Source organism: Neobacillus drentensis NBRC 102427 (assembly GCF_001591445.1).
Classification (GTDB): Bacteria; Bacillota; Bacilli; order Bacillales; family Cytobacillaceae; genus Neobacillus; species Neobacillus drentensis.
This window is the reverse complement of the sequence record NZ_BCUX01000022.1, coordinates 20,125-46,325: the sequence shown is the minus strand read 5'-3', so window position 1 is coordinate 46,325 and position 26,201 is coordinate 20,125. Positions and strand designations below refer to the sequence as shown.

The following is a 26,201-nucleotide window of genomic DNA, read 5'->3' as shown; positions in this document are numbered from 1 at the left end:
CGATGGCGATGGAGAAATTGATTGTGAAAGGCGCCAGAGCCCACAATTTGAAAAATATAGATGTCACTATTCCGAGAGATAAGCTTGTTGTCTTGACGGGACTTTCTGGCTCAGGAAAGTCCTCGCTTGCCTTTGATACGATTTATGCAGAAGGGCAAAGGCGCTATGTCGAATCCCTGTCTGCCTATGCGCGCCAATTTCTTGGCCAATTGGATAAACCGGATGTGGATTTAATTGAGGGGCTCTCACCAGCCATTTCTATCGATCAAAAAACAACCAGCCGTAACCCCCGTTCGACGGTTGGTACAGTGACAGAAATCTATGATTATTTACGGTTATTATTTGCGAGAATTGGGCATCCAACCTGTCCGATTCATGGGATAGAAATCTCCTCGCAAACGATTGAGCAGATGGTCGACCGGATTTTAGAATACCCTGAGCGGACCAAAATGCAAATCCTTGCGCCTGTTATTTCAGGCCGTAAAGGAGCACATGTGAAGGTGTTCGAGGATATTAAGAAACAAGGGTTTGTCCGTGTCCGTGTCGATGGGGAAATGCTGGACCTTGGCGATGATATTGAACTTGAAAAAAACAAAAAGCATTCCATCGAGGTAATTATCGACCGGATTGTTGTCAAGGAAGGCGTTTCAGCTAGGATTGCCGATTCACTCGAGACCGCGCTGAAACTGGGCGACGGGAAGGTCATTGTTGACGTAATCGGCCAAGAAGAGCTGTTATTTAGTGAAAATCATGCCTGCCCGCACTGCGGTTTTTCAATTGGAGAACTGGAGCCGCGGATGTTTTCCTTCAATAGTCCTTTTGGAGCTTGCCCGGAATGCGATGGGCTGGGTTCGAAGCTTGTCGTCGATCTCGATCTGGTCATTCCCAATCGTGATTTGACTTTAAAAGAGCATGCTATTGCACCGTGGGAGCCAACAAGTTCTCAATATTATCCGCAGCTGCTTGAGGCGGTATGCAATCATTTCGGGGTGGATATGAATACCCCGGTGAAGGATATCCCTGAGCACCTTTTGGAAAAAGTACTCTATGGCGGCGGGCGTGAAAAGATTTATTTCCGCTATGAAAATGATTTTGGTCAAATTCGTGAGGGGAATATTGAATTTGAAGGCGTCATTCGCAATGTTGAGCGCCGCTACAACGAGACAAGCTCGGATTACATCCGCGAGCAAATGGAAAAATACATGGGCCGCCAGCCCTGTCCAACCTGTAAAGGCTTTCGTTTGAAAAAAGAAACCTTGGCTGTGCTCATTAATGGACGCCATATTGCCCATATCACCGACCTCTCCATTATCGAGGCTAATCAATTTTTTGCAGAATTAGAGCTTTCAGAAAAAGAAAAGCAGATTTCCAAGCTGATTTTTCAAGAAATCAGTGAGCGTCTTGGCTTCTTAGTGAATGTCGGTCTGGATTATTTAACATTGAGCCGGACGGCAGGAACACTCTCCGGCGGTGAGGCCCAGCGGATTCGCTTGGCTACTCAAATTGGCTCGCGTTTAACGGGTGTCCTATATATCTTGGATGAACCGTCCATCGGACTGCATCAGCGGGATAATGATCGCTTAATCGGAGCATTGAAAAACATGCGCGATATCGGCAACACCTTGATTGTTGTTGAACATGATGAGGACACCATGCTTGCTGCCGATTATTTGATTGATATCGGCCCGGGGGCTGGTGTGCATGGTGGTGAAATCGTTTCGGCCGGTACCCCTGCTGAGGTGATGGCAGATCCGAATTCACTGACAGGCCAATATCTATCAGGGAAGAAGTTTATTCCGCTGCCACTCGAGCGCCGCAAGCCGGATGGCCGCTATATTGAAATCAAAGGTGCTTCTGAAAATAACTTAAAAAATGTCAATGTGAAGCTGCCGCTTGGTGTATTTATTGCTGTAACTGGTGTATCTGGGTCGGGGAAAAGTAGCCTGATCAACGAGATTCTCCATAAAGCACTATCGCAACAGCTGCACCGAGCAAAAACAAAACCTGGTGAACATAAAAGCATTAAGGGCATCGAGCATTTAGAGAAAGTGATCGATATCGATCAGTCGCCAATCGGCCGAACACCACGCTCGAATCCAGCCACCTATACCGGCGTGTTCGATGATGTCCGTGATGTGTTTTCGAACACAAACGAAGCGAAGGTGCGTGGTTATAAAAAGGGCCGCTTCAGCTTTAATGTAAAGGGTGGACGTTGTGAGGCCTGCCGCGGCGATGGGATTATTAAAATTGAAATGCATTTTTTACCGGATGTATATGTTCCTTGTGAAGTCTGCCACGGCAAGCGCTACAACCGTGAAACCTTGGAAGTGAAATATAAAGGGAAAAACATTTCTGATATTCTTGAAATGACCGTGGAAGCAGGGGTTGAATTTTTCGAGAATCATCCAAAAATCAGCCGCAAGCTGCAAACGATTTTAGATGTCGGACTTGGCTATATTAAACTTGGTCAGCCGGCGACCACATTATCTGGTGGGGAAGCCCAGCGTGTTAAGCTGGCTTCTGAGCTGCATCGCCGTTCGCAAGGGAAATCTTTTTACATTCTTGATGAGCCAACGACTGGTCTTCATGTCGACGACATTTCCCGCTTGCTCGTTGTACTGCAGCGCTTGGTTGAAAACGGAGACACCGTTCTGGTAATTGAGCATAACCTCGACGTGATTAAAGCTGCCGATTATATTGTCGATCTCGGACCAGAAGGCGGCGACAAGGGCGGAACAATTGTCGCCACAGGAACCCCAGAAAAAGTAGCCGAAGTCCCTGAGTCTTATACCGGAAAATACTTAAAGCCTATCCTTGAGCGCGAACGTCAACGGATGAAACAAGAAATTGAAGATAAGAGTGCAATAAAAGCATAGATTCGAAAGAAGAGCCGAAATTCGTGGGTTAGCGCCTGCAGAATTCGGCTCTTTTTTATATGAAAATGAGGGTTGTATATTGAGGTTGGCGGAATCAACGCAGGATTCGGCGGAAAAGGTTCGAGAGTTGGCGGAATAAATAAAGAGTTTGGCGGAATCCCTGATCAGTTTGGCGGAATAAATCGTCAGCTTGGCGGAATCCCACTTATGAAGGAGCAGCACGGGAATAGACTTCGTTCGGATCGCAGGATCCTAATTAAAAAAAGGTAATATAAAAAGGGGGTTGGCGGAATCATGGCAGGAATCGGCGGAAAAGGTTCGAGAGTTGGCGGAATAAATAAAGAGCTTGGCGGAATCCCCGATCAACTCAACAGAATCCCCGATCCCTATAGCCCCATCCCAATCAAAAAAAGGTACCTAATTCAAACAACAACCAAGACGACCATTACTTTTTTTAAAAATACGAAACTTTCCATATCCCGAACACGTAAATATAGGATAAAGGAGTTGGGCGCAGAAATGGAAACGAGAAAGGTTCTATCAAGCTTGTGCTATTTTAGTATTTTTTTCGCCGGGTTTATCTTTCCACTAATCGTGTACATCGCGACGGGGGATGAAGTGACAAAAAGACATGCCAAAAAGTCACTGCTATCGCATTTGATTCCACTAATTCCAACACCGCTAATTGTATTTGCCGTCTACTTTGATTTCGCCAATATGCCAGATAGCGTGCCTACTTTTACGATTATAAGTATTGTTGTCCTTATCCTCATCTGGATAATTGTTGTCATCTGGAATATTATCAAAGGCGTAAAGGTATTAGTTTCTGAATAAGCATTAAATGAGTCAAAATTACAGATTCCGGGGTGAAAACGATGAAAGAAGAAAAAAAGCGAATCTTAAAAATGGTCGAAGAAGGAAAGCTGACCGTTGACGAGGCAGTAACGCTACTAGATGAACTGGAAAAGGCCCAGCAAACAATGGAGCAGAAGCAAGAGCAAATTGTAAATGAACTCTCGACTGCCGTAAATTTTGAAGAAACGAAAAAGGAAGACCCCTTTCAGGCGAAATATCAATCCACAAAGGAGAAGATTTTTGATTTTGTCGATTCCGCATTGAAAAAAATCAAAGACTTTGATTTTGATTTGAACTTTGGCCAATCCGTCGAAATCTCGCATATTTTTCACCAAGGTGAGGTTGATTTGAAGAATATCGACATTGATGTGGCGAATGGTTCGATAAAGATCGCTGCATGGGACCAACCGGATGTACGAATTGAGTGCCAAGCGAAGGTATTTAGGGTTGAAAACTCAGACCAAGCACGCCAGAACTTTTTAAGGGATGTCATTTTTTCAGTTGAAAATCAAAAGTTACGTTTTATGACTCAGCAAAAGTGGATGAAAGTTGAATCCGTTATTTATGTGCCAAAATCTCAGTATGAGCGCGTTCGCATCAGAATGTTTAATGGTCCTGTATCGGGAGAAGTGATGGATGTTTCTGACCTAAGGGTGAAAACTGCGAATGGGAAAATAAACCTTGATCGTATCAATGGAAACAGAGCAGAGGTTGAAACAGCGAACGGAAAGATTAAGATTATCAGCAGTCGATTTGATAATCTTGAAGCGGAAACTATTAACGGTGGAATCAACCTCGAAGGGGATTTTATCAAGGTAGAAACCCAATCCTTTAATGGAAATATCAGCTATAAACTAACCGGAAATCGGACGGAATTAATTCAAGCAAAAGCGACCACGGGCGGGATTGACCTCTTCGTCCCTGAAGGGCTGCCAGTCAATGGGGAGCTTAAGACCAATCTGGGTGGTTTTAATGTTCAGCTTGTCGGGGTGCAGGTTCTGGAGGAGAAAAGCGAAATGATTCAGAAATCGCTCCGCTTCCAATCCATCAATCATCCGGAAAAAATGGTGAAAATCTATGCTGACACAAAAACCGGTTCGATCGCGATTCATAAATCGCAAGAAGTATAACTAGGAGAACTGAAAATGAGATGGCTGATTGGATGTTTGATTAATGCGGTTTTATTTATGGCACTGGCCGGTTATTTTCACGAGAGCTTTCAACTAACAGGATTTAGTTCCGCACTTCAGGCAAGTATTTTATTGTCAATATTAAATGTATTGGTGCGGCCGCTTCTGATTCTGTTTACCTTGCCAGTGACGGTTTTAACGTTAGGCTTGTTCCTATTTGTTATCAACGCGATTACACTTGAGTTGACGGATTATTTAATGGGGGACGCCTTTGAGATTTCTGGTTTTGGGATGGCCTTCTTTTTCGCGATCCTGATGTCGCTCGTAAATTTGATTATTCAAAAGACACTTCTGCAGCCAGCAAAGAAATCAAATGATTAATGTTAAGGGTGTTCACCTAATAGGGGGCACCCTTTTTGTTGGGACTCTAATTTTTTAGACAGGAAAGTATGGTTATTCATCAAAAAATGCTAAAATAAGTGGAAATGGAATTTTTAGATTAAAACTTAATCCGTTTAAGGAGGAAGCTTCTTGCCGAAAGTACGTACGAAAGATATAGTCGAGAAATTTAATCTTGAATTGGTGAGCGGGGAAGAAGGAATTAACCGCCCCATAACAATGAGTGACATCTCCCGTCCGGGAATTGAAATGGCCGGATATTTTGAATTTTATCCAGCGGAACGCATTCAACTGTTAGGTAAAACCGAGCTTTCCTTTTTTGAAATGCTGCCTGAAAATGAACGAATTTCACGAATGGAACGTTTATGCACGGATATCACTCCGGCGATCATCATCACCCGAGATATTGAGGTACCAGTAGAGCTAATTGAAGCGTCAGAGCGTGAATCCGTCCCCGTTCTACGAGTGGGCATGAAAACCACCCGTTTCTCCAGCCGTTTAACCAATTACTTAGAAAGCAAGCTGGCACCAACCACGGCTGTGCATGGCGTCTTAGTAGATGTGTATGGAATTGGTGTGTTAATTACCGGAAAAAGCGGTGTAGGTAAAAGTGAAACAGCTTTGGAATTGGTCAAGCGCGGACACCGCCTCGTTGCTGACGATTGCGTGGAAATCCGTCAGGAAGATCAGGACACCTTGGTCGGAACTTCTCCTGATTTAATTGAACATTTATTAGAAATCCGCGGGTTAGGGATTATCAATGTGATGACTTTGTTTGGAGCAGGTGCAGTGCGCAGCAATAAACGCATCACGCTCGTTATGAATTTAGAAATTTGGGATTCTAAAAAGCAGTATGACCGTCTTGGTTTAGATGAAGAGACGATGAAAATTATCGACACGGATGTTCCAAAGTTGACCATTCCAGTTCGTCCCGGCCGAAATCTGGCTGTTATCATTGAAGTAGCATCCATGAATTTCCGTCTGAAAAGAATGGGCGTTAATGCAGCACAGCAATTTACGGAGCGCTTGTCAGATGTCATTGAAGACGGTGACCATGAAGAGATTTAAAGGGAAGAGGAGATAGACAGATGAACGAAACTATTCAACCGCTAAATCCGATTGCCTTTACACTTGGGCCTATTTCGGTGCATTGGTATGGGGTAATTATTGGATCAGGCCTGGCACTTGCCTTGTACCTTGCCATCCGGGAAGGGAACAAGCGGGGACTTGATAAAGACACATTTGCTGATTTGATGCTCTGGGCCATTCCGATCGCGATTATTTCGGCCCGCATTTATTATGTAATTTTTGAATGGAATTATTATGTCAAACATCCGGCAGATATCCCGCAAATATGGAATGGAGGCATCGCCATTCACGGTGCCTTAATTGGCTCCGTCTTGACCGCCTATGTATTTGCGAAAAAACGAGGCATATCCTTTTGGAAAATTGCCGATATTGCCGCACCAAGTATAATTCTCGGACAGGCGATTGGCCGTTGGGGAAATTTCATGAACCAGGAGGCCCATGGCGGGGAAGTAACAAGGTCATTCCTTGAAAACTTGCATTTACCTCAATTTATTATTGATCAAATGTATATTAACGGAACCTATTATCATCCCACGTTCCTTTATGAATCTCTCTGGGACTTTGCCGGCTTTTTCCTATTAATTTTCCTTCGCCGGGTCAATTTCCGGCGTGGTGAACTGTTCCTAACTTATGTGATTTGGTATTCTGTGGGCCGCTTTTTTATCGAGGGCTTACGGACGGATAGTTTAATGATTGGAAGCCTTCGAATGGCGCAAATGATTTCGATTGCATTGGTGCTTGGTGCACTAGCTATTCTCATCTATCGTCGCACCAAGCAGATTTCAGAGCGACGTTATTTAGATCAAGAGAATCTTTAATCGTTTTTTTAAAAGGAGAGTTTGGGGAAATGCTTTTTAATTCATTAAAAAAAGGGTTACTGGTTGGCTTCAAGACCACATGGACCTTGGGGAAGGTTATCTTTCCTGTGACCCTGATTGTGGCGGTGCTGCAGTATACACCCGTACTGCCATGGATCATTAAACTGATTTCCCCGCTAATGAAGCTGATTGGCTTGTCAGGGGATGCAGCCATTCCGCTTGTGCTCGGGAATTTTCTCAACCTGTATGCCGCAATTGGAGCGATTTTAACGCTCGATTTTTCGGTAAAAGAAGTGTTTATATTAGCAGTAATGCTTTCATTTTCTCATAATTTATTCATCGAATCGGGCGTTGCTATGAAAGCCGGAGTTAAGCTGTGGGTGGTTCTCGTGACAAGACCTGGACTTGCCTTGCTTTCTGCCGCAGTGATTAATCTAGTTTGGCATGGCGGCGGAGAGACCGCTCAATATGGATTTATTGAGCAGAGTTCCGAACCGGCTGCGGGCGTGGGGGGGATTCTCCTCGAGGCGATTCAAAAGGCAGGGCTGGGCATCATGCAGCTGGCCATGATTGTCATTCCGCTCATGATTGTTATTCAAATTTTAAAAGACTTACAATGGTTAAATAAGTTTTCAAAAACAATGGCGCCCGTTACCAAAACGCTCGGCATGCAGGAAAACACTTCGACCACGATGGCGGCAGGACTTTTGTTCGGCTTAGCTTATGGGGCCGGTGTGATGATTCAGGCGGTTAAAGAAGATGGAGTCAGTAAAAAGGATATTACGCTGGCGTTTATTTTTCTAATGGCCTGCCATGCCGTCGTTGAGGACACATTAATCTTTTTACCACTCGGCATTCCAATCGTGCCATTGTTTCTCATCCGGATTGGGGTGGCAATTGTGTTAACCTTAATTGTCGGTACGATTTGGAAACGAACGGGGCTTGTGAAAAGAAAGGAATCAACTTATGAAAAACAAAATTACGACAATTCTCTTTGATTTAGATGGGACATTAATTGATACGAATGAGTTAATTATTACGACGTACCTGCACACGCTGGAAAAGTACTACCCTAGCAAATACCAGCGTGAGGACGTCCTCCCGTTTCTCGGACCTACGCTGCATGAAGCATTTGGCAGTATCAACCCTGACCTGGTAGAGGAAATGGTTTTAGAATACCGTGCCTTTAACATTGCCAACCACGATGAGTTGGTGACGGAATTTGCGGGTGTCTTTGAAACGGTGCAGTCATTGAAGGATAAGGGGTATAAACTTGGGATCGTCACGACGAAACGTCATGATGTGACACTGAAGGGTCTGCGCTTGATGGACCTTGAACGATTTTTTGAAGTGGTTGTAACTTACGATCATGTCAGCAAAACCAAGCCTGATCCCGAACCAATCTTTAAAGCATTGGAACAGTTGGAATCATCGCCTGAAGAGACGATGATGGTCGGCGATAATTACCATGATATTTTAGCTGGTAAAAATGCAGGAACTGTAACGGCCGGTTGTGCATGGTCGATTAAAGGCAGAGAGTATATTGCCAAATACGAACCAGATTATATTCTAGAGAACATGGCTGACTTATTAACCATTCTCGGGGAGTGAATTGAGTGAGAAATACGACCCGCTACCCCGTTGAAGGGGCGAATTCTTTATGGCACGTCTACAAGACTGTGCCTTTTTGGAAGGTGGTCAGAAATTTTATCGTCATCCAGCTCGCCCGCTATACGCCTTTTTTGGGGATGAAGAACTGGCTGTACCGCGTTTTTCTCGGGCTTAAGGTGGGCGATCAAACGTCCTTCGCTTTAATGGTCATGCTGGATGTCATGTTTCCGGAGAAAATCAGTGTCGGCCGAAATACGGTTATCGGATACAACACGACGATTCTTGCGCATGAATACTTAATTAAAGAATACCGGTTGGGTCCAGTTGTGATTGGCAGCGAAGTAATGATTGGTGCCAATTCGACAATCCTGCCTGGGATAACGATTGGCGATGGAGCAATTGTCTCGGCCGGGACGCTGGTACATAAGGATGTTCCTCCAGGAGCGTTTGTGGGAGGGAACCCAATGCGGATTATTTATACAAAGGAAGAATTAGCCGAGCGCTGGGCTGATGATGAGATTTATGGACGGAAAAAATAAAATATTGCAAACTTATTAGTCTGGTTTTCGCAACCAGGCTTTTTTTGTAGTAAACTTACTATAAAAATTGTCGTTTCGCGGAATAAATTAGAATTTGGCGGAATTGTTGGTCAAGTTGGCGGAATCCTCCTTAAGTTTGGCGGAATCCCTACCGAGTTTGGCGGAATCCTACCCAAGTTCGGCGGAAATCCATTCGAAGTCCATCCCTCTAACAAAAATTATCTGAGTTTTGGCGGAATTCAATTAGCGTTTGGCGGAATTTTTTTAAAAGTTGGCGGAATCCTCCTCAAGTTCAGCGGAATTCCCTCCAGATCGTTTCGGATTTTTTGATTGACGAAATGTTTCCCTAAGAGTAAACTAAAATTACTTTAATTCATTATCACATTAGCAGACTAAAGCAATTAGAAAATATTCAATATACTAACAAAGTAATCTAACGATAAAGGATGAGCAGGATGAGTCGCTTGTTTATGTTTGAAAAACCCTTGGGCATGAGAGACACGCTGCCAGAGTTATATGAAAAGAAACATCGTATCCGGACCTTGATGGAGGATACAATTAAACTTTGGGGCTGTCAATTTATTGAAACACCTACACTTGAATACTATGAAACCGTTGGGACCGCATCGGCCATTCAGGATGCCCAACTGTTTAGATTGCTTGACAAAGAGGGCCATACGCTGGTGTTGAGGCCTGACATGACTGCACCGATTGCCAGAGTAGCAGCCTCCAAACTACTTCAGGATGACATGCCGCTTCGGTTAGCTTATTCCGCTAACGTTTACCGGGCACAGCAGCGCGAAGGCGGCCGTCCGGCTGAATTCGAGCAAATCGGTGTCGAATGCTTGAATGACGAAACAGTTTCTTGTGATGGAGAGGTCATTTCCTTGCTCATTTCTTCTTTGAAAAAAGCGGGATTATCAGAGTTCCAAGTATCGATCGGCCATATTGGCTTTGCCCAGGAATTATTTTTACAAATCCTAGGAACAGATGAACGGGCCAATTCGTTAAGAAGATTCCTCTATGAAAAAAATTATGTCGGTTACCGTGAGCATGTTAACTCACTATCGCTATCATCGATTGATAAGCAAAGACTGCTGCAATTCCTTGATCTTAGGGGTGGAGTGGAAATCATCGGTACCGCACTCGACTTGATTGAAAATGAACAAGGCAAACAAGCTATTTTACAACTAAAGGAATTATGGGATTGTCTCAATGACTATGGTGTACAGGATCAAGTCAAATTTGATTTAACGATTGTCAGCCATATGAGCTACTACTCTGGTATTTTATTTGAAGTATACGCAGGAAAAGTCGGCTTTCCAATCGGGAATGGCGGTCGTTACAGCTTAATTGAGAAATTTGGGAAAAATGCAAGTGCGACCGGTTTTGCGGTTCATCTGGATCGACTCCTAGAAGCACTCGGCAGCTACGATATTGAAAACACAGTGACCTGTATCTTTTTCAGTCAGGAGCGACGAAAGGAAGCTTTTCAATTAGCTGAAAAAATGCATGAACAGGGTCAGCGGACCGTACTTCAGGACATCAATGGTGTTAAGAATCTTGATGCATACACGAAGAAATTTGCGGATACTACCTACTTACTTGGAGGGCGTGCCGATGAATAATGTGCTAACGATTGCGATGCCGAAAGGACGGATTTTTGAAGAAGCAGCCGACCTACTCAGGAAAGCTGGTTATCAGCTTCCGCCCGAATTTGATGATTCACGAAAATTAATTATTGAGGTTGAAAATGAAGGACTGCGGTTTATTTTAGCAAAACCGACAGACGTTCCAACATACGTCGAGCATGGGGTTGCTGATATCGGTATTGCCGGCAAGGATGTATTGCTTGAGGAAGAGCGCGATGTCTACGAACTCCTCGATTTACGAATCAGCGCCTGCTATCTAGCGGTTGCTGGACTTCCTGGTACGAAAATGAATGATGTAGCACCTAGAGTGGCTACTAAATATCCAAATGTAGCCGAGGCTTATTTCCGTGAGCAAGGGGAGCAGGTCGAGATTATTAAACTAAATGGTTCGATCGAACTGGCCCCGATTATCGGGTTATCCGATCGAATCGTCGATATTGTTTCCACCGGACGGACGATGAGAGAAAACGGTCTCGTCGAGTACGAGAGAATTGTCGACGTCACATCAAGGCTGATTGTCAATCCAGTCAGCTATCGAATCAAAGACAATCAGATCGACGATTTAGTCACACGACTTAGTAAAGTTGTTTCAGTGGAGGATTAACATGAAAATACTTAAAGTGAGTGAACTGATTTCGATAAAACGTTCGATTGAAACTGGGACTTCAGAACAGCTGGATGTTGTCAAAAAAGTTATCGCGGAGATTCGCACTCGTGGTGACGAAGCGTTAAGAGAATTCACGGAAAAATTCGACCGAGTCAGCTTATCTTCTTTTTCCGTCACAGAAGAAGAAATTGAGACTGCCTACCAGCAGGTGGACGAACGTTTTATCTCGATTGTCCAGGAAGCGGCCGAAAATATTCGAACATTCCATGAAAAGCAGCTTCGGCCATCCTGGATGACCACTGAAGAAAATGGTACCGTTCTGGGTCAAAAAATAACACCACTTGATTCAGTTGGAGTGTATGTGCCAGGAGGAACAGCTGCCTACCCATCATCCGTCCTCATGAACGTTATTCCGGCAAAAGTGGCTGGAGTGAAACGGATTGTGATGGTCTCACCTCCGGACGACCAAGGTCTATTGCCAGCAGCAGTCCTTGTCGCCGCAAAGGAAGCCGGTGTGGAAGAAATCTATAAAGTTGGCGGGGCACAGGCGATTGCGGCCCTTGCCTATGGAACTGAAACGATTCAATCTGTTGATAAAATTACCGGTCCGGGAAATATCTTTGTGGCACTCGCAAAACGAGAGGTGTTCGGGGATGTCGATATTGATATGATTGCCGGTCCGAGCGAGATTGCCATTTTGGCAGATGACACGGCGAAGGCAGACGAGTTAGCGGCAGACCTGCTCTCACAAGCGGAGCACGACCCGCGTGCCTGCAGTGTCCTCGTGACTCCATCGATTACGCTGGCAGAAGCAGTGTCTGTGGAAGTTGAAAAGCAGCTATCAACGTTGCCGCGAAAAGATATCGCCGCTCGTTCCATTTCCGATTATGGTGCTATTTACGTCACCGCTGATATCGACGAAGCAGTCGAAACGGTAAACCAATTGGCACCTGAACATCTAGAAATTATCACTGAGAACGCCATCGAGCTGCTTGGGAAAATTCGTCATGCAGGGGCTATCTTTATTGGCCGGTATAGCTCTGAACCGGTGGGGGACTATTTTGCTGGCCCTAATCATGTGCTGCCGACAAATGGTACGGCACGGTTTTCAAGTCCGCTCAATGTCGATGATTTTCAAAAGAAATCGAGCGTAATTATTTACAGTCAAAAGGCTTTAACTGAGAATGGCGCAAAGATTGCCGAATTTGCCCGGATGGAGGGGCTCGAGGCCCATGCCAGGGCAGTGGAAATTCGTTTGAAAAATGACGGAAAGTTATAGTTTTTATCACATAAGGGGGTCGCGGTCATGGAAAGAATTGCAAGTGTGGAACGGAATACAAATGAAACGCAAATACAACTGAGATTAGAAGTAGATGGTGAAGGTCAGTCTAATCTTGAAACGGGTGTCCCGTTCATGAGCCATATGCTTGATTTATTCACGAAGCATGGTCAATTTAATCTGACTGTCAATGCCAATGGGGATACCGAAGTCGATGACCACCATACAACAGAGGATATCGGGATTTGTTTAGGGCAGGCGCTTCGTGAAGCCCTGGGGGACAAGCGCGGCATTAAGCGCTACGGGAATGCCTTTGTGCCGATGGATGAAGCGTTAGCACAGGTAGTTGTCGACCTCAGCAATCGACCGCATCTCGAAATGAGGGCAGAATTTCCGGGACAAAAGGTTGGTACCTTCGACACCGAGCTTGTTCATGAATTTCTATGGAAGCTTGCCTTAGAGGCGCGGATGAACCTACATGTCATTGTTCATTATGGGAAAAATACACACCATATGATCGAAGCCGTCTTTAAAGCACTTGGCCGTGCCCTCGACGAAGCCACCACCATCGACCCGCGCATTAAAGGCGTACCATCGACCAAAGGGCTGCTCTAAGATAGGAAAAATAGTGGTGTCAGGCACCATTCACGATTGGTGTCAGGCACCAGGATAATGCACCAGGAAAGGATGTTTTCGATGATTGGCGTTGTTGATTATGGGATGGGGAATTTGTTCAGCGTGAGTAAAGCACTTGAGCGACTAGGCGCTGATTATTTTATTTCCGCCAATAAGAAGGATTTGCTTCAAGCTGATGGATTGATACTTCCTGGGGTTGGTTCCTTTCGGGATGCGATGGAGCGTTTGCCAGTGGAGACGATCAAGGAATTTGTGGTTACCGGTAAGCCGCTTCTCGGCATTTGTCTTGGAATGCAGCTATTGTTTGAGCAAAGTGAGGAAAATGGTCCAACGAAAGGGTTAGGATTATTACCGGGAAGTGTTCGCCGCTTTCCGGGCCGAACAACTGAAGGCGAAACTTACAAAGTTCCACATATGGGCTGGAACCGGCTTGAATTCGTCAACGAATCCCCGCTTTTAAAAAATGTAGAAGAGGATTACGTCTATTTCGTCCATTCCTATTTTGCAGATGCAACAAACAGCGATGTATTACTGGCGAAGGCTGATTACCACGAACAAGTATCAGCTGTAGTTGGCAAGGACAATGTAATGGGGATGCAATTTCATCCGGAAAAAAGCAGCAAGCTTGGGATGGCCCTTCTCGATAATTTTTTACAGATGGTGGAGGAAAGGAAGGCAGTTCGATGAGTCTAACAATTTATCCCGCAATTGATATGCGGGGAGGCAATTGTGTCCGTCTTCTTCAAGGAGACTATGATCAAGAAACGGTTTACGGGAATTCGCCCTTTGATATGGCTAAGAGTTTTGCCGCTGATGGCGCCGAGTGGATTCACATGGTCGACCTGGACGGGGCAAAGGATGGCAAGCGAGTCAATGATCGTTTTGTCATAGAAGCCGCGCAAAAGTTACAGGTTAACATTCAAATTGGCGGCGGCATTCGTTCGGAGGAGGATATCGTCCACTATCTTGAAAATGGGGTCGACCGGGTCATCATCGGAAGTATTGCAGTCTCGAAGCCGGAGTTTGCGATTGAGATGATTAAGAAATACGGTGGAAAAATTGCCGTGGGGATTGACGCGAAAAATGGCTATGTCGCGACACATGGCTGGCTGGATACCTCCGAACTAAAGGCGGTCGAGCTCGGCAAGCGCTTCGCCGAAGCCGGTGCAGAGACGTTTATTTTTACCGATATTGCCACGGACGGAACGCTTGCGGGTCCGAATATTGCGGCTGTATGTGAAATGGCTGAAGTAACTGGAAAAAATGTGATTGCCTCAGGCGGGGTTAGTAGTCTGGCCGATTTAAAAGCAATCGCAGCAAAGGGCATTCAAGGTGCGATCGTTGGGAAAGCACTTTACGAAAATCGGTTTTCGTTGAAGGAAGCATTAGCGTTGGCTGGCGTATGACACAGGAGTTTACATAGTATTCCCTGCAAAAAGAGGCATTGGAAGGTGAGAATGTATGACATTAACGAAACGGATTATTCCCTGCCTTGATGTAAAGGACGGCCGAGTGGTAAAAGGCATTCAATTTGTCCAACTGCGCGATGCAGGGGACCCGGTTGAATTGGCACGGTTTTACGATGAACAGGGCGCTGACGAGCTAGTTTTCCTAGACATCTCTGCATCTGTTGAAGGCAGGAAAACGATGGAGGAAGTTGTCAAAGCAGTAGCCTCCCAGTTGGCGATTCCATTCACGGTAGGCGGGGGTATTAATGCTTTGGAAGATATGAAAAGAATTCTTCGTGCTGGGGCGGATAAAGTGTCATTGAATACGGCCGCAGTCCTCAATCCAGGGTTAATTAAGGAAGGCGCGTGCTACTTTGGTTCGCAGTGTATCGTTGTTGCCATCGATGCGAAATTTGATGAAGCGGTTGGGACGTGGCGTGTGTTTACACATGGCGGCAGAACGCCTACTGATAAACTGGTTATCGAATGGGCAGTAGAAGCGGCTCAGCTTGGTGCCGGTGAAATATTATTAACAAGTATGGACAGTGACGGCGAGAAAAATGGATTTGACTTAGAACTGACAAGGGCAGTGAGTGAAGCCGTTCCGATACCAGTCATCGCATCGGGTGGGGCAGGAAATTCAGTACACTTTGAAGAAGCATTTTTAGCAGGAAAAGCTGATGCGGCCCTGGCTGCGTCTATCTTTCACTATAAAGAGACATCTATTCATGAAGTAAAAAGCTATTTACGGGAAAAAGGAGTGACGGTTCGATGAATGTACGATTTGATGAAAAAGGCTTAGTGCCAGCCATTATCCAGGATGCCGGCACGAAAGAAGTATTAACACTCGCTTATATGAACGAGGAATCACTTGCGAAAACGATTGAAACGGGGGAAACCTGGTTTTATAGCCGTTCTCGTCAGGAATTATGGCATAAAGGGGCAACAAGCGGTAATACACAAACGGTTGTCAGCATCAACTATGACTGTGATCAAGATGCATTATTAGTGCTTGTTTATCCAAAAGGTCCGGCCTGCCATACGGGTGCAGTCAGTTGTTTTTCAGAACGAGGCTACACCGGAACATCCAGCCTAGCGGACTATCAAATCTTACAATCGCTTGAAAAAGTGATCGTCGACCGTGAACAGGAGCGTCCGGAAGGGACCTACACTACTTATCTTTTTGAAAAAGGCGTCGATAAGATTTTGAAAAAAGTCGGTGAAGAAGCGGCGGAAGTGATTATTGCAGCGAAGAACCGTGACGCCGAGGAGTTAAGGTGGGAAGCGGCTGACTTACTGTATCACTTGCAGGTATTATTGGTCGAACAAGGCCTTCCATTCAAAGAAGTGTTACGGACATTAGAAGAAAGACACAAGGACCGGTCGTAAATCGACCGGTTTCTTGCGTTTTAGGAGGTAGGGAGGAACTTATTACAAATTTCCTAGCATTTATGACATATTTCCCGGAACTTACTACATATTTTTAGGGACTTACTACATATATTTGACCACTTAATACCAATTTTTGAAAACTTACGACATTTGTTGTGAAATTATGTAATTCCCGACGAATTCTGCGACAAATTCCCTTAATTTTAAGAGGTCATTCTCTTAAAAACCCCAGTTCCCTTCTCGAACGACTCCCAGGTGTGGTATACTACATTAGTTATGTTAAAAATTGTGGAGGACTTCATGGGTAAAGACGCGAAAGCAAGAACGCATATGGGAAAATTACTTACATTTGTTCCTACGGGGGAATATTATTTCACGAAGGGTTTAAAGGCATTCCATCGACGTGATTTTATCAAAGCAAAAAAATATCTTGGGCGAGCGATGCAGCTTGAGCCGGGTGAACCGATGATTATATGCCAGTTGGCGATTGTGTCAACAGAACTTGGCGAGTTTGAAAATTCCAACCGGCTCTTGCACCTCATCCTTGAAGAACTAGATCAAGAAATGGTGGAATGCCATTACTTTTTGGCGAATAATTATGCCCATATGGGATTTTTTAAAGATGCTTATCACCACGCCAAGCTGTATTTACAGCTGGATCCGGATGGTGATTTTAGCGAAGATACAGAGGATTTACTTGATGTGCTAACATTTGAGGCAGAAGATATGGACGATGACCTCTATCAGCAGGATGACTTAATCGTCAAACAGGAACAGGCTCGTGACCTGCTTGAGTCAGGATACTTTCCGAAGGCGATTGAACTTCTTAAAGATGTTGTCAAGGATTATCCGGAGTACTGGTCGGCGTACAATAACTTGGCGCTCGCTTATTTTTATTTAGGGAAAACGGAAAAGGCTGAATCGATTTTAGACGATGTACTTGAGAGAAATCCCGGAAATCTTCATGCCTTATGTAATCGGCTGGTATTTGCCCATTATCAGGGCCAAACAAAAAATGTTACTGGGTTAACAGAAATATTGAAGAAAATCCAACCGCTTCTCAGTGAGCAGCAATTTAAGCTTGGTGCCTCATTTGCTTTAGTGGGAGAATATGAACTTGCCTATTTATGGCTGAAAAAACTATATAAGCACGGTTTTGATGGGGATGGTCCGTTTTACTATTGGCTTTCACATTCGGCCTATTACACAGGCAATGAAAACTTTGCAAAAAGTATTTGGAAAAAGGTGCTGGAGCTTAATCCGGACAAAGAAGGCTCGGAACCGTGGAATAAAGAAGGTGCACCAGCTACCGGTTTTGAGGACCTTTCTGGATCTATTTTTCAAAAACTTGACAGTGACTATGTGGAAGAGCGCTTATTCGCCTTATTCTTAACAACCGTTTCAAGTAAAAAGGAAGAAATCATGACTTCCAAGCGGCTGTTTCAAAATCACAAATTTACGTCTTTAGAAAAAGAATATATTTCACTTATTCGTTCGGGGAAACCATCAAGGACAGCTGAAGCGCAGGAAATTGCGGAGCTTTTTTATGAAAATTATCAACCGATTGGAACGATTGAGTCTGGTTTATACCTCATGTGGTTTTCTGTATATGTCGAGGTTTCAAAAGACAAACTACAATTGAAAAATAAACATGCCTGGGCTGGAGCAGTCGAGTATATGTGGCATAAGCTACGTAGTGAAAAAGTTTCTCAGCAGGAGATTGCCGACCGCTACGGGATTTCCTCAGCGACCATTGGTAAGTATGTAAAAATAGTGAATAACTATTTAAATTAAGCATATTGGTGGACGATAAAACGATTGTTATATACGATTAAGTAAGGGAACAATAATCTTACTTAATCGTATTTTTCTATATAGGGAGTGTGTATTATGTCTGAAGATAAAATTTATGACATCATTATCGCCGGTGCTGGCCCTGCGGGGATGACAGCGGCTGTTTATACATCTAGAGCGAACCTTTCGACACTAATGATTGAGCGTGGTATGCCGGGTGGACAAATGGCCAATACCGAAGACGTTGAAAACTATCCTGGCTTTGAAAGTATTTTAGGCCCTGACTTATCAACGAAAATGTTTGAGCATGCCAAGAAGTTTGGTGCGGAATACGCCTATGGCGACATCAAGGAAATCATTGATCACGGCGACTACAAAATTGTTGTGGCCGGTTCAAAACAATACAAAGCATACGCTGTTATCATTACAACGGGTGCTGAGTATAAGAAAATTGGCGTTCCTGGTGAAAAAGAACTGGGCGGACGCGGTGTATCCTATTGTGCGGTTTGTGATGGGGCTTTCTTTAAAGAAAGAGAACTATATGTCATCGGTGGAGGCGATTCAGCCGTCGAAGAGGGTGTTTACTTAACTCGCTTCGCATCGAAAGTAACAATCGTCCATCGCCGAAGTGAGCTTCGGGCGCAAAAAATCCTCCAAGACCGTGCGTTTGCTAATGAGAAAATAGATTTTATTTGGAATCACACGATTAAGTCGATTAATGACAAAGATGGTAAAGTCGGCAGTGTGACATTGGTTTCCACTGAAAATGGCGAAGAACAAGTTCTTCCCGCTGATGGAGTGTTTATTTATATCGGCATGGTGCCGCTATCGAAACCATTTGTGAGCCTTGGCATTACCAATGAAAACGGCTATATTGAAACGAATGACCGAATGGAGACGAGGGTACCGGGAATTTATGCAGCGGGTGATATTCGTGAAAAAACACTGCGCCAAATTGTAACGGCAACTGGTGATGGCAGTATTGCCGCTCAAAGTGCCCAGCATTTTGTCGAAGAGCTTAAGGAAGAATTGAAACAGAAAAGCAGCAATTAGAAAAAAAGTGATGTTTACAAAAACGTAACTCTGTTTTAATTCTTCTGTAACAAAAGCGCAATATTTTTAGGGTATGATAAAAGCAGTAATTGACCCCCTTTAAAAATATATTCCTTTCATGCACAGGCCCGTAGCCTGTGCTATTTTTTTCGGCTGGTCAAGCCTGTCCGTGTTTTTTTTAAAAGTATGTTAACGATCGTAACAAACTTAATAATAATTAATAGAAATATCAACTTTGTTTCATTGTGACTGTTTCCTAAAAATAGTATAATAATAAGAATAAATTTAAAGTTATAGTAGGATATTTAGCATTACCGCTCCTAAGATCGAATGCGACTCTTTCTCAAGAACCGCGTGAACGACTAAATAGCGTATGCTTTATTAAGAGGGTGAATGTTGTGCAGCGTGTCACCAATTGTGTATTAATCAGAGACGAAAAAATATTGTTGCTGCAAAAACCACGACGCGGCTGGTGGGTAGCTCCCGGTGGGAAAATGGAGCCGGACGAATCGGTTCGAGACTCTTGCATCAGGGAATACCGCGAAGAAACGGGAATCTATTTAAAAAATCCGCAGCTAAAAGGGATTTTTACAATGATTATGAAGGAAAACGACCAGCTTCTTTCCGAGTGGATGATGTTTTCGTTTGTAGCAACAGATTCAGATGGTATCGATTTAGACGAATCCGAGGAAGGTAAGCTAGAATGGCAAATGATTGACCAATTAAAAAATTTGCCAATGGCCGCCGGCGATTATCATATTCTTGATTACATGATTCACGGAAAAGGAATCATTTACGGTACTTTTACTTATACAAAAGACTTTCAACTAATCAGTTATCGATTAGATCCAAGCTAACTTATAGGAGGAATTATTAATGAGTACCGGTGCTGCAAATGACATCCAAATGGTCATTATTACAGGAATGTCTGGTGCAGGAAAAACTGTGGCCATTCAGAGTTTTGAAGATTTAGGATTCTTCTGTGTTGATAATTTACCTCCAACACTCCTTCCAAAATTCCTTGAACTTATGAAGGAGTCCGGGAATAAGATGAATAAAGTTGCCCTTGTTATGGATCTGCGTGGCAGAGAATTCTTTGAGCATCTATTTAAAGGATTAGATGAGCTGGCCGAAACCTCATGGGTAACTCCGCAGATATTATTTCTAGATGCAGATGATGCGACATTAGTGCGCAGATATAAAGAGACTCGGAGGTCGCATCCGTTAGCACCGACAGGGCTGCCACTTGAAGGAATCACGCTTGAACGCGAGCTTCTGGAAGAATTAAAAGGCAGAGCACAGTTAATTTACAACACTTCCCAGATGAAACCACGGGAACTTCGTGAGAAAATATTAACGGAATTTACGGCGAATAAACAATCAATCTTCACAGTCAATGTCATGTCATTTGGCTTTAAGTATGGAATTCCTATTGATGCGGATCTAGTGTTTGATGTGCGTTTCTTGCCGAATCCTCATTATATCGAGCATATGAGACCGAAAACAGGACTCGATGAGGATGTTTCTAGTTATGTATTAAAATGGAATGAAACGCATAAGTTTTTGGAAAAGGTAACGGACCTGCTTTCCTTCATGCTTCCGCATTATAAAAGAGAAGGCAAGGCACAGTTAGTGATTGCGATTGGCTGTACAGGCGGCCAGCATCGTTCGGTTACATTAGCTGAATATCTCGGTAAATTTTTCCAAAATGATTATAAGACATGCATTTCCCATCGTGACATTGAGAGGAGAAAGGAAAAAACAACATGAGCATTTACGGACAGCCTCGAATTGTCGTCATTGGCGGAGGAACAGGGTTACCAGTTTTATTGCGTGGCTTAAAACAGTATCCTGTGGATATTACTGCCATTGTGACAGTCGCGGATGACGGCGGCAGCTCAGGGCGCTTGCGCGAGGATCTTCATATCCCTCCTCCCGGGGACATTCGCAATGTGTTAGCATCCTTATCGGATGTAGAGCCACTCGTTGAAGAAATGTTTCAACATCGCTTTAAAACGTCAAATGAACTTTCCGGACACTCGCTTGGAAATTTAATCTTAGCAGCAATGACCTCCATCACGGGAAACTTTGTCCACGCGATTCAGGAAATGAGCAAGATTTTAAATGTTCACGGCAAGGTCCTGCCTGCTGCCAATCAGAGTGTCGTTCTTCATGCTGAAATGGAGGATGGGACGATTGTCTCAGGTGAATCAAAAATTCCTTACTCTGGAAAAAGGATTAAAAAGGTGTTTATGACACCGGAAAATATTCGTCCGATACCAGAAACCCTTCAAGCGATCCGTCAGGCTGATTTAATCATTATTGGGCCAGGAAGCCTATATACAAGTATTCTTCCAAATTTGCTCGTCCCGAAAATTGGAGATGAGCTATGCCGGTCACACGCCAAAAAGGTGTACATTTGTAATTTGATGACCCAGGCTGGGGAAACTCATGGCTTTACAGCGAGTGACCATGTAACGGCCTTATATGATCATATGAGCTGTGCATTTATTAATACGATTCTTGTAAATAATGAAGAGATTCCACAGGATATTCAGCTCCGCTATAATGAAGAGCTGGCAGACCCTGTTCTATATGACCTTCCGCGCCTGTTTGAATTAGGGCTTGAGGTAGTTCATGCGGATATCGCTTACCAGGAAAATGGGGCACTAAGGCATGATCCAAAAAAGGTCGCAAAAATTTTATATAATTTGCTTTTAATTGAAACCAAAAAGCGTTATGAAACGTAAATATAGTACTTACTAAAAAAGTACGAGTTTGTAAAAGGGGGTGAAGGGATGTCTTTCGCTTCGGAAACGAAAAAAGAATTAACTAACTTGGAAATAAAAACCTGCTGTATTCAGGCAGAACTATCAGCTTTAATCCGGATGAATGGTTCCCTTTCATTCTCAAATCGTAAGTTAGTTGTTGATATTCAAACCGAAAATGCCGCGATCGCTCGAAGGATTTATACACTATTAAAAAAGAGTTATGATGTCCAAGTCGAGCTGCTTGTTCGGAAAAAGATGCGTCTGAAAAAGAACAACGTCTATATTGTCCGATTATCACAGCGGGCACGGGAAATTCTCGAGGATACAAAAATTATTGGTGAGGGTTTTACGATCATCCATAATATAGCACCGGAACTCATAAAGAAGAAATGTTGTAAGCGTTCTTATCTACGCGGTGCATTTTTAGCCGGAGGTTCCGTCAATAATCCGGAAACATCTTCTTATCATTTAGAAATTGCTTCGCTTTATAAGGAACATAATGATTCTTTATGCGAATTAATGAATACATTTGGACTAAATAGCAAAACACTTGAGCGAAAAAAGGGATATATTACCTATCTCAAAGAAGCGGAGAAAATCACCGAGTATTTAAATATTGTTGGAGCGCATAACGCCCTTCTTCGCTTCGAAGATGTACGAATTGTCCGAGATATGCGGAATTCTGTTAATCGTCTGGTAAACTGTGAAACCGCCAATCTTAATAAAACGATCGGTGCTTCGATTAGGCAAGTTGAAAATATCCGTTACATCAATGCTACGGTCGGGTTGCAAATTTTACCGGAAAAATTGAGGGAAATTGCAGAGCTCCGTTTGAATTATACAGATGTCACCCTTAAGGAATTGGGAGAAATGGTTTCCGGAGGCACCATCAGCAAATCCGGGATTAATCATCGGTTGCGTAAAATTGATGCGATTGCCGAGAAATTGCGCTCTGGGGATGTCATTACACGGTAGTAGCGAATGCTCGCGTGTTATAACCTTTTTAAATGATCGCATGTGAAAAAGATAACATGTATCGAATGAAGAGTTACCCGAAGAACATAATATGAACAAAGATCCAATAAAAATAGAGTAAAAACCATGAGGAGGAATTGTGTAATGTTAGTGAAACAAGTGGAAGTAAAATTAAAAACCGGTCTTCAAGCACGACCGGCAGCTCTTTTTGTTCAGGAAGCCAACCGGTTTTCTGCAGATATTTTCCTGGAAAAGGACGGCAAGAAAGTAAATGCAAAAAGCATTATGGGCTTAATGAGCCTTGCCGTTGGCTCGGGTGTCATGATTGATATAGTAGCTGATGGCGATGATGAAGCATCTGCGATTGAAGCGTTAGCAGATTTTATCCAAAAAGAACATTGATTAGAAAAGGCCGGCTCCAATTGGAACCGACCTTTTTTGGTTACAAAAAAAGCAATCGGTTTGTGCCGATTGCTTCTGCTTTTATTATTTATTTTTATTCTTCTCGTCTTCGACTAGATTACGAGTGATAATGTGGTCAATTAGACCGTATTCTTTTGCCCGTTCTGCTGTCATGAAGTTATCGCGATCTGTATCTTTACCGATGACTTCAAGTGACTGTCCAGTCCGTTCTGCTAAAATTCCATTTAATTTTTCGCGAAGGAAAAGGATACGTTTTGCAGCAATTTCAATTTCAGTTGCTTGTCCTTGGGCACCGCCTAGTGGCTGGTGAATCATAACTTCAGCATTAGGTAGCGCATAACGCTTGCCCTTTTCTCCTGCAGCAAGTAAGAATGCACCCATAGATGCTGCCATACCGATACAGATGGTTTGGACCTTCGGTTTGATAAATTGCATGGTATCAAAAATCGCCATACCTGCAGTGATGCTTCCGCCCGGGCTGTTGATATATAGCGAAATATCTTTTTCAGGGTTATCCGCTTCAAGGAATAATAATTGTGCGACAATGCTGTTAGCCACATGGTCATCGATTGCACTGCCAAGCATAATAATCCGGTCTTTTAACAGACGGGAATAGATGTCATAGGCACGCTCGCCCCGATTTGTTTGTTCAATAACTGTAGGGATTAAATTCATTTTTCTTCCTCCTTTGATTGTAAAGAATAAAGTATTATGTATAGTAATCATACACTGATGGTCAATAAAGGTCAAACAATACCTCTTTAAAATTGTTCGACAACTTTCCATATTTCAGCATAACCATTCTTGTCTTTTTTAAACCAATTCTTTACTTGCAATGTGAGGGGAACTGGCATATAATATATAAGTCGCAACAAATTAGCGCTCGTGGTGCAACGGATAGCACGTAAGCCTCCGAAGCTTAAAATGTGAGTTCGATTCTCGCCGAGCGCATCATAAAAACCCTCTGTTTTTTTTAAACAGGGGGTTTTTATTTATGGGAAAAGGACTTTACTTTTCAATTAATGGTTAATAGCACGAAAACCTCCGAAAATGGCACGTAATTCTCCAAAATGGCACGTAAACTAGAAAGCCTACAAAAGGTCCCGTAAACTACAAAAAATTACTTTCAGGATTAATAGGTTGTTTATTTTTCATTCCCGAAATTCACCACATCGTGTAGAATAGAAAACAGGGGGGATACGAATGAACTTAAAGGCTGGTTTATGGCAGCAGCAAACCTTAAAATTGGCGATGACGCAGGAGCTTTCGCAGGCGATTGCATTGTTGCAGTACTCTGCCCATGAGTTAACTGCTTTTTTAGAAGACAAGGCACTTGAAAATCCCCTATTGCAGATTGATAATAGCAATATAAAGCCTATGAATCCGCTCATTGACCGCAATCGACGTAAACATCAAAAGGCAGAAAAAGACTGGATTGATCAAATTGCTGACAAACCATTCTCACTTGAAGATTATATACTCTCTCAATTAAAAATAACCAACTTATCGGCGGAACAATCACGGGTGATTCGTCATCTTATCCAAAATCTAGATGAAAACGGTTACTTTTTAGGTGATCAAACAGAAATTGCCCAAAGGCTAAGAGTAGACGAAGATTTAGTCGAAGAATGCTTGGCAATCATCCAAACGCTCGAGCCGGCAGGTATCGGGGCAAGGAACCTGCAAGAATGCCTGTTGATGCAAATATATTATCTCAATCCTGATAACGAATTAGCACAAAAGATCATCGCCGATTATTTCATTCCGTTCGCCGAAAAGAAATGGAAACCGATTGCGAAAGAACTAAAGGTAACACTTAAGGAATTACAAGAAGTTTTTGACGAAATTCAAACATTAAATCCAAAGCCTGGAGCAATTTTAGGAAAAGAAGCAACGACCTATATTATCCCAGATGCCATCGTCGAGCAATCGAGCGACGGGTTAACCGTAAGGATGTCGGATGAGTTACTGCCAAGGATCAGCCTTAATGAGCAGTATTATCATAAATTTAAAGATCAAGATCAGCAGGTAAGCCGATTTTTACAGGATAAACTTCAGGATTACCAGTGGATCCAAAAAAGTATTGAGCAGCGGAAAGAGACTCTGACAAGGGTTGTTGCCAAAATTATTGAAAAACAGGCTTCTTTTTTTCAAAAAGGGTCACAATATTTAGTACCAATGACGATGAAGGAAGTTGCTGCGGAACTTGATATCCATGAATCCACGGTTAGCCGAGCCGTCCGGGAAAAGTATGTGCAAACACCGATCGGAACGTTTGGATTAAAAACATTTTTTACAAGTACGATCCAAACCATATCAGAGGACGAAAATACTTCATCCACACAAGTAAAGAAGAAAATTGCGACATTAATAGAAAAAGAGAATAAACAAAAACCGCTTTCGGATCAAGAAATTGTTGAACAATTAAAAAGAGACGAAGGGATGGTTGTTTCGAGAAGAACGATTGCCAAATACCGGGATCAATTAGGTATTTCCTCCTCTTCGAAAAGAAAACGGTTTGACTGAAAGGAACAAGAATGATGGAGCAAACGACAATCACATTATATACAAGGAAAAGCTGCCCGCTGTGTGACAAAGCAAAGGACACACTTCTAGAACTAAATAGAGACTGGGACTTCACCTTACAAGAAATTGATATTGAATCCAGTGATGATTTAACCGAACAATACGGGTTGATGATTCCGGTTGTATATATTGATGGAGTAGAAGCCGGTTTTGGTGTCATTAACAAATTTGACATACGTAACCGTTTGCATGAAAAAAAAGCCAATCTTAACAGTTGAAATAGATTTTCACACCTGTTACAATGAAAAACGTAGCAGGGGTGATTTTT

The 26,201-nt window shown here is 43.2% G+C and carries 28 protein-coding genes and 1 tRNA gene; 28 read left to right on the top strand and 1 reads right to left on the bottom strand.

Annotated elements, in window-relative coordinates:
- Positions 1 to 2 precede the first annotated feature (2 nt).
- The 25 genes from uvrA to BDR01S_RS12275 all read left to right on the top strand — a co-directional run bounded on the left by uvrA (position 3) and on the right by BDR01S_RS12275 (position 23,326).
- Positions 3 to 2,876, top strand: a complete 2,874-nt coding sequence (gene uvrA, locus BDR01S_RS12395; protein WP_066258800.1) for an excinuclease ABC subunit UvrA — start codon at positions 3 to 5, stop codon at positions 2,874 to 2,876.
- 72 nt (positions 2,877 to 2,948) lie between these two features.
- Positions 2,949 to 3,146: a hypothetical protein gene (locus BDR01S_RS12390; RefSeq protein WP_066258799.1), complete on the top strand. Its 198-nt coding sequence runs from the start codon at positions 2,949 to 2,951 to the stop codon at positions 3,144 to 3,146.
- Between the two features lie 24 nt (positions 3,147 to 3,170).
- Complete coding sequence (locus BDR01S_RS26265) at positions 3,171 to 3,710, top strand: magnetosome magnetite crystal formation protein family (RefSeq protein WP_235846553.1); 540 nt, start codon at positions 3,171 to 3,173, stop codon at positions 3,708 to 3,710.
- Between the two features lie 41 nt (positions 3,711 to 3,751).
- The gene (locus BDR01S_RS12380) at positions 3,752 to 4,861 is read left to right on the top strand and encodes a DUF4097 family beta strand repeat-containing protein (protein WP_066258798.1); all 1,110 of its coding nucleotides are present in this window, start codon (positions 3,752 to 3,754) and stop codon (positions 4,859 to 4,861) included.
- A gap of 15 nt (positions 4,862 to 4,876) precedes the next feature.
- Positions 4,877 to 5,242 carry a phage holin family protein gene (locus BDR01S_RS12375; protein WP_066258794.1) on the top strand — a complete coding sequence of 122 codons (366 nt, stop codon included), beginning with the start codon at positions 4,877 to 4,879 and terminating at the stop codon, positions 5,240 to 5,242.
- Between the two features lie 150 nt (positions 5,243 to 5,392).
- Complete coding sequence (hprK, locus tag BDR01S_RS12370; RefSeq protein ID WP_066258793.1) at positions 5,393 to 6,328, top strand: HPr(Ser) kinase/phosphatase; 936 nt, start codon at positions 5,393 to 5,395, stop codon at positions 6,326 to 6,328.
- A 20-nt stretch (positions 6,329 to 6,348) separates the two neighbouring features.
- Complete coding sequence (lgt, locus tag BDR01S_RS12365) at positions 6,349 to 7,167, top strand: prolipoprotein diacylglyceryl transferase (protein WP_066258792.1); 819 nt, start codon at positions 6,349 to 6,351, stop codon at positions 7,165 to 7,167.
- Positions 7,168 to 7,196: 29 nt separating this feature from the next.
- Complete coding sequence (locus BDR01S_RS12360) at positions 7,197 to 8,165, top strand: nucleoside recognition domain-containing protein (protein ID WP_066258791.1); 969 nt, start codon at positions 7,197 to 7,199, stop codon at positions 8,163 to 8,165.
- Positions 8,134 to 8,778, top strand: a complete 645-nt coding sequence (ppaX, locus tag BDR01S_RS12355; RefSeq protein WP_066258789.1) for a pyrophosphatase PpaX — start codon at positions 8,134 to 8,136, stop codon at positions 8,776 to 8,778. The genes BDR01S_RS12360 and ppaX overlap by 32 nt, the downstream gene beginning before the upstream one ends.
- 5 nt (positions 8,779 to 8,783) lie before the next feature.
- Entirely contained in the window at positions 8,784 to 9,317 is a 534-nt protein-coding gene (locus tag BDR01S_RS12350; protein ID WP_066258785.1) for an acyltransferase, read from the top strand.
- A 455-nt stretch (positions 9,318 to 9,772) separates the two neighbouring features.
- On the top strand, positions 9,773 to 10,945 hold the full coding sequence (locus BDR01S_RS12345; RefSeq protein WP_066258784.1) for an ATP phosphoribosyltransferase regulatory subunit: 1,173 nt from the start codon (positions 9,773 to 9,775) through the stop codon (positions 10,943 to 10,945).
- Positions 10,938 to 11,573, top strand: coding sequence for an ATP phosphoribosyltransferase (gene hisG / locus BDR01S_RS12340; protein WP_066258783.1), 636 nt, complete (start codon positions 10,938 to 10,940; stop codon positions 11,571 to 11,573). Before BDR01S_RS12345 ends, hisG begins: the two co-directional genes overlap by 8 nt.
- A 1-nt stretch (position 11,574) precedes the next feature.
- Positions 11,575 to 12,855, top strand: coding sequence for a histidinol dehydrogenase (gene hisD, locus BDR01S_RS12335; RefSeq protein ID WP_066258782.1), 1,281 nt, complete (start codon positions 11,575 to 11,577; stop codon positions 12,853 to 12,855).
- A gap of 27 nt (positions 12,856 to 12,882) precedes the next feature.
- Entirely contained in the window at positions 12,883 to 13,470 is a 588-nt protein-coding gene (hisB, locus tag BDR01S_RS12330; RefSeq protein ID WP_066258780.1) for an imidazoleglycerol-phosphate dehydratase HisB, read from the top strand.
- Between the two features lie 81 nt (positions 13,471 to 13,551).
- Positions 13,552 to 14,178 (top strand): imidazole glycerol phosphate synthase subunit HisH, encoded by a 627-nt coding sequence (gene hisH, locus BDR01S_RS12325; RefSeq protein ID WP_066258778.1) that lies wholly within the window; start codon positions 13,552 to 13,554, stop codon positions 14,176 to 14,178.
- Positions 14,175 to 14,897 carry a 1-(5-phosphoribosyl)-5-[(5-phosphoribosylamino)methylideneamino]imidazole-4-carboxamide isomerase gene (gene hisA / locus BDR01S_RS12320; RefSeq protein ID WP_066258776.1) on the top strand — a complete coding sequence of 241 codons (723 nt, stop codon included), beginning with the start codon at positions 14,175 to 14,177 and terminating at the stop codon, positions 14,895 to 14,897. Before hisH ends, hisA begins: the two co-directional genes overlap by 4 nt.
- A gap of 55 nt (positions 14,898 to 14,952) precedes the next feature.
- Positions 14,953 to 15,714 (top strand): imidazole glycerol phosphate synthase subunit HisF, encoded by a 762-nt coding sequence (gene hisF / locus BDR01S_RS12315; RefSeq protein ID WP_066258774.1) that lies wholly within the window; start codon positions 14,953 to 14,955, stop codon positions 15,712 to 15,714.
- The gene (gene hisIE, locus BDR01S_RS12310) at positions 15,711 to 16,328 is read left to right on the top strand and encodes a bifunctional phosphoribosyl-AMP cyclohydrolase/phosphoribosyl-ATP diphosphatase HisIE (protein ID WP_066258772.1); all 618 of its coding nucleotides are present in this window, start codon (positions 15,711 to 15,713) and stop codon (positions 16,326 to 16,328) included. Before hisF ends, hisIE begins: the two co-directional genes overlap by 4 nt.
- A 303-nt stretch (positions 16,329 to 16,631) precedes the next feature.
- Positions 16,632 to 18,125 carry a tetratricopeptide repeat protein gene (locus BDR01S_RS12305; RefSeq protein WP_066258770.1) on the top strand — a complete coding sequence of 498 codons (1,494 nt, stop codon included), beginning with the start codon at positions 16,632 to 16,634 and terminating at the stop codon, positions 18,123 to 18,125.
- Positions 18,126 to 18,221: 96 nt separating this feature from the next.
- Positions 18,222 to 19,178: a thioredoxin-disulfide reductase gene (gene trxB, locus BDR01S_RS12300; protein WP_066258769.1), complete on the top strand. Its 957-nt coding sequence runs from the start codon at positions 18,222 to 18,224 to the stop codon at positions 19,176 to 19,178.
- A gap of 398 nt (positions 19,179 to 19,576) precedes the next feature.
- Complete coding sequence (locus BDR01S_RS12295) at positions 19,577 to 20,035, top strand: NUDIX hydrolase (RefSeq protein WP_066258764.1); 459 nt, start codon at positions 19,577 to 19,579, stop codon at positions 20,033 to 20,035.
- A 19-nt stretch (positions 20,036 to 20,054) separates the two neighbouring features.
- Positions 20,055 to 20,948, top strand: a complete 894-nt coding sequence (gene rapZ / locus BDR01S_RS12290) for an RNase adapter RapZ (protein WP_066258762.1) — start codon at positions 20,055 to 20,057, stop codon at positions 20,946 to 20,948.
- Positions 20,945 to 21,928, top strand: a complete 984-nt coding sequence (gene mgfK / locus BDR01S_RS12285) for a gluconeogenesis morphogenetic factor MgfK (RefSeq protein WP_066258760.1) — start codon at positions 20,945 to 20,947, stop codon at positions 21,926 to 21,928. Before rapZ ends, mgfK begins: the two co-directional genes overlap by 4 nt.
- 48 nt (positions 21,929 to 21,976) lie before the next feature.
- Positions 21,977 to 22,924, top strand: a complete 948-nt coding sequence (whiA, locus tag BDR01S_RS12280) for a DNA-binding protein WhiA (RefSeq protein WP_066258758.1) — start codon at positions 21,977 to 21,979, stop codon at positions 22,922 to 22,924.
- Positions 22,925 to 23,068: 144 nt separating this feature from the next.
- Positions 23,069 to 23,326, top strand: coding sequence for an HPr family phosphocarrier protein (locus BDR01S_RS12275; protein ID WP_066258757.1), 258 nt, complete (start codon positions 23,069 to 23,071; stop codon positions 23,324 to 23,326).
- Between the two features lie 84 nt (positions 23,327 to 23,410).
- Here the strand turns inward: BDR01S_RS12275 and clpP are convergent, their stop codons facing one another.
- Positions 23,411 to 24,022, bottom strand: a complete 612-nt coding sequence (clpP, locus tag BDR01S_RS12270) for an ATP-dependent Clp endopeptidase proteolytic subunit ClpP (RefSeq protein WP_066258753.1) — start codon at positions 24,020 to 24,022, stop codon at positions 23,411 to 23,413.
- 204 nt (positions 24,023 to 24,226) lie between these two features.
- Here clpP and BDR01S_RS12265 point away from each other — a divergent pair.
- The 3 genes from BDR01S_RS12265 (at position 24,227) to BDR01S_RS12255 (ending at position 26,151) form a co-directional block, all read left to right on the top strand.
- Positions 24,227 to 24,298 (top strand) — tRNA-Arg (locus BDR01S_RS12265).
- A gap of 252 nt (positions 24,299 to 24,550) precedes the next feature.
- Complete coding sequence (gene rpoN / locus BDR01S_RS12260; RefSeq protein WP_066258752.1) at positions 24,551 to 25,873, top strand: RNA polymerase factor sigma-54; 1,323 nt, start codon at positions 24,551 to 24,553, stop codon at positions 25,871 to 25,873.
- Positions 25,874 to 25,887: 14 nt separating this feature from the next.
- Entirely contained in the window at positions 25,888 to 26,151 is a 264-nt protein-coding gene (locus BDR01S_RS12255; RefSeq protein ID WP_066258750.1) for a glutaredoxin family protein, read from the top strand.
- Positions 26,152 to 26,201: the final 50 nt, after the last annotated feature.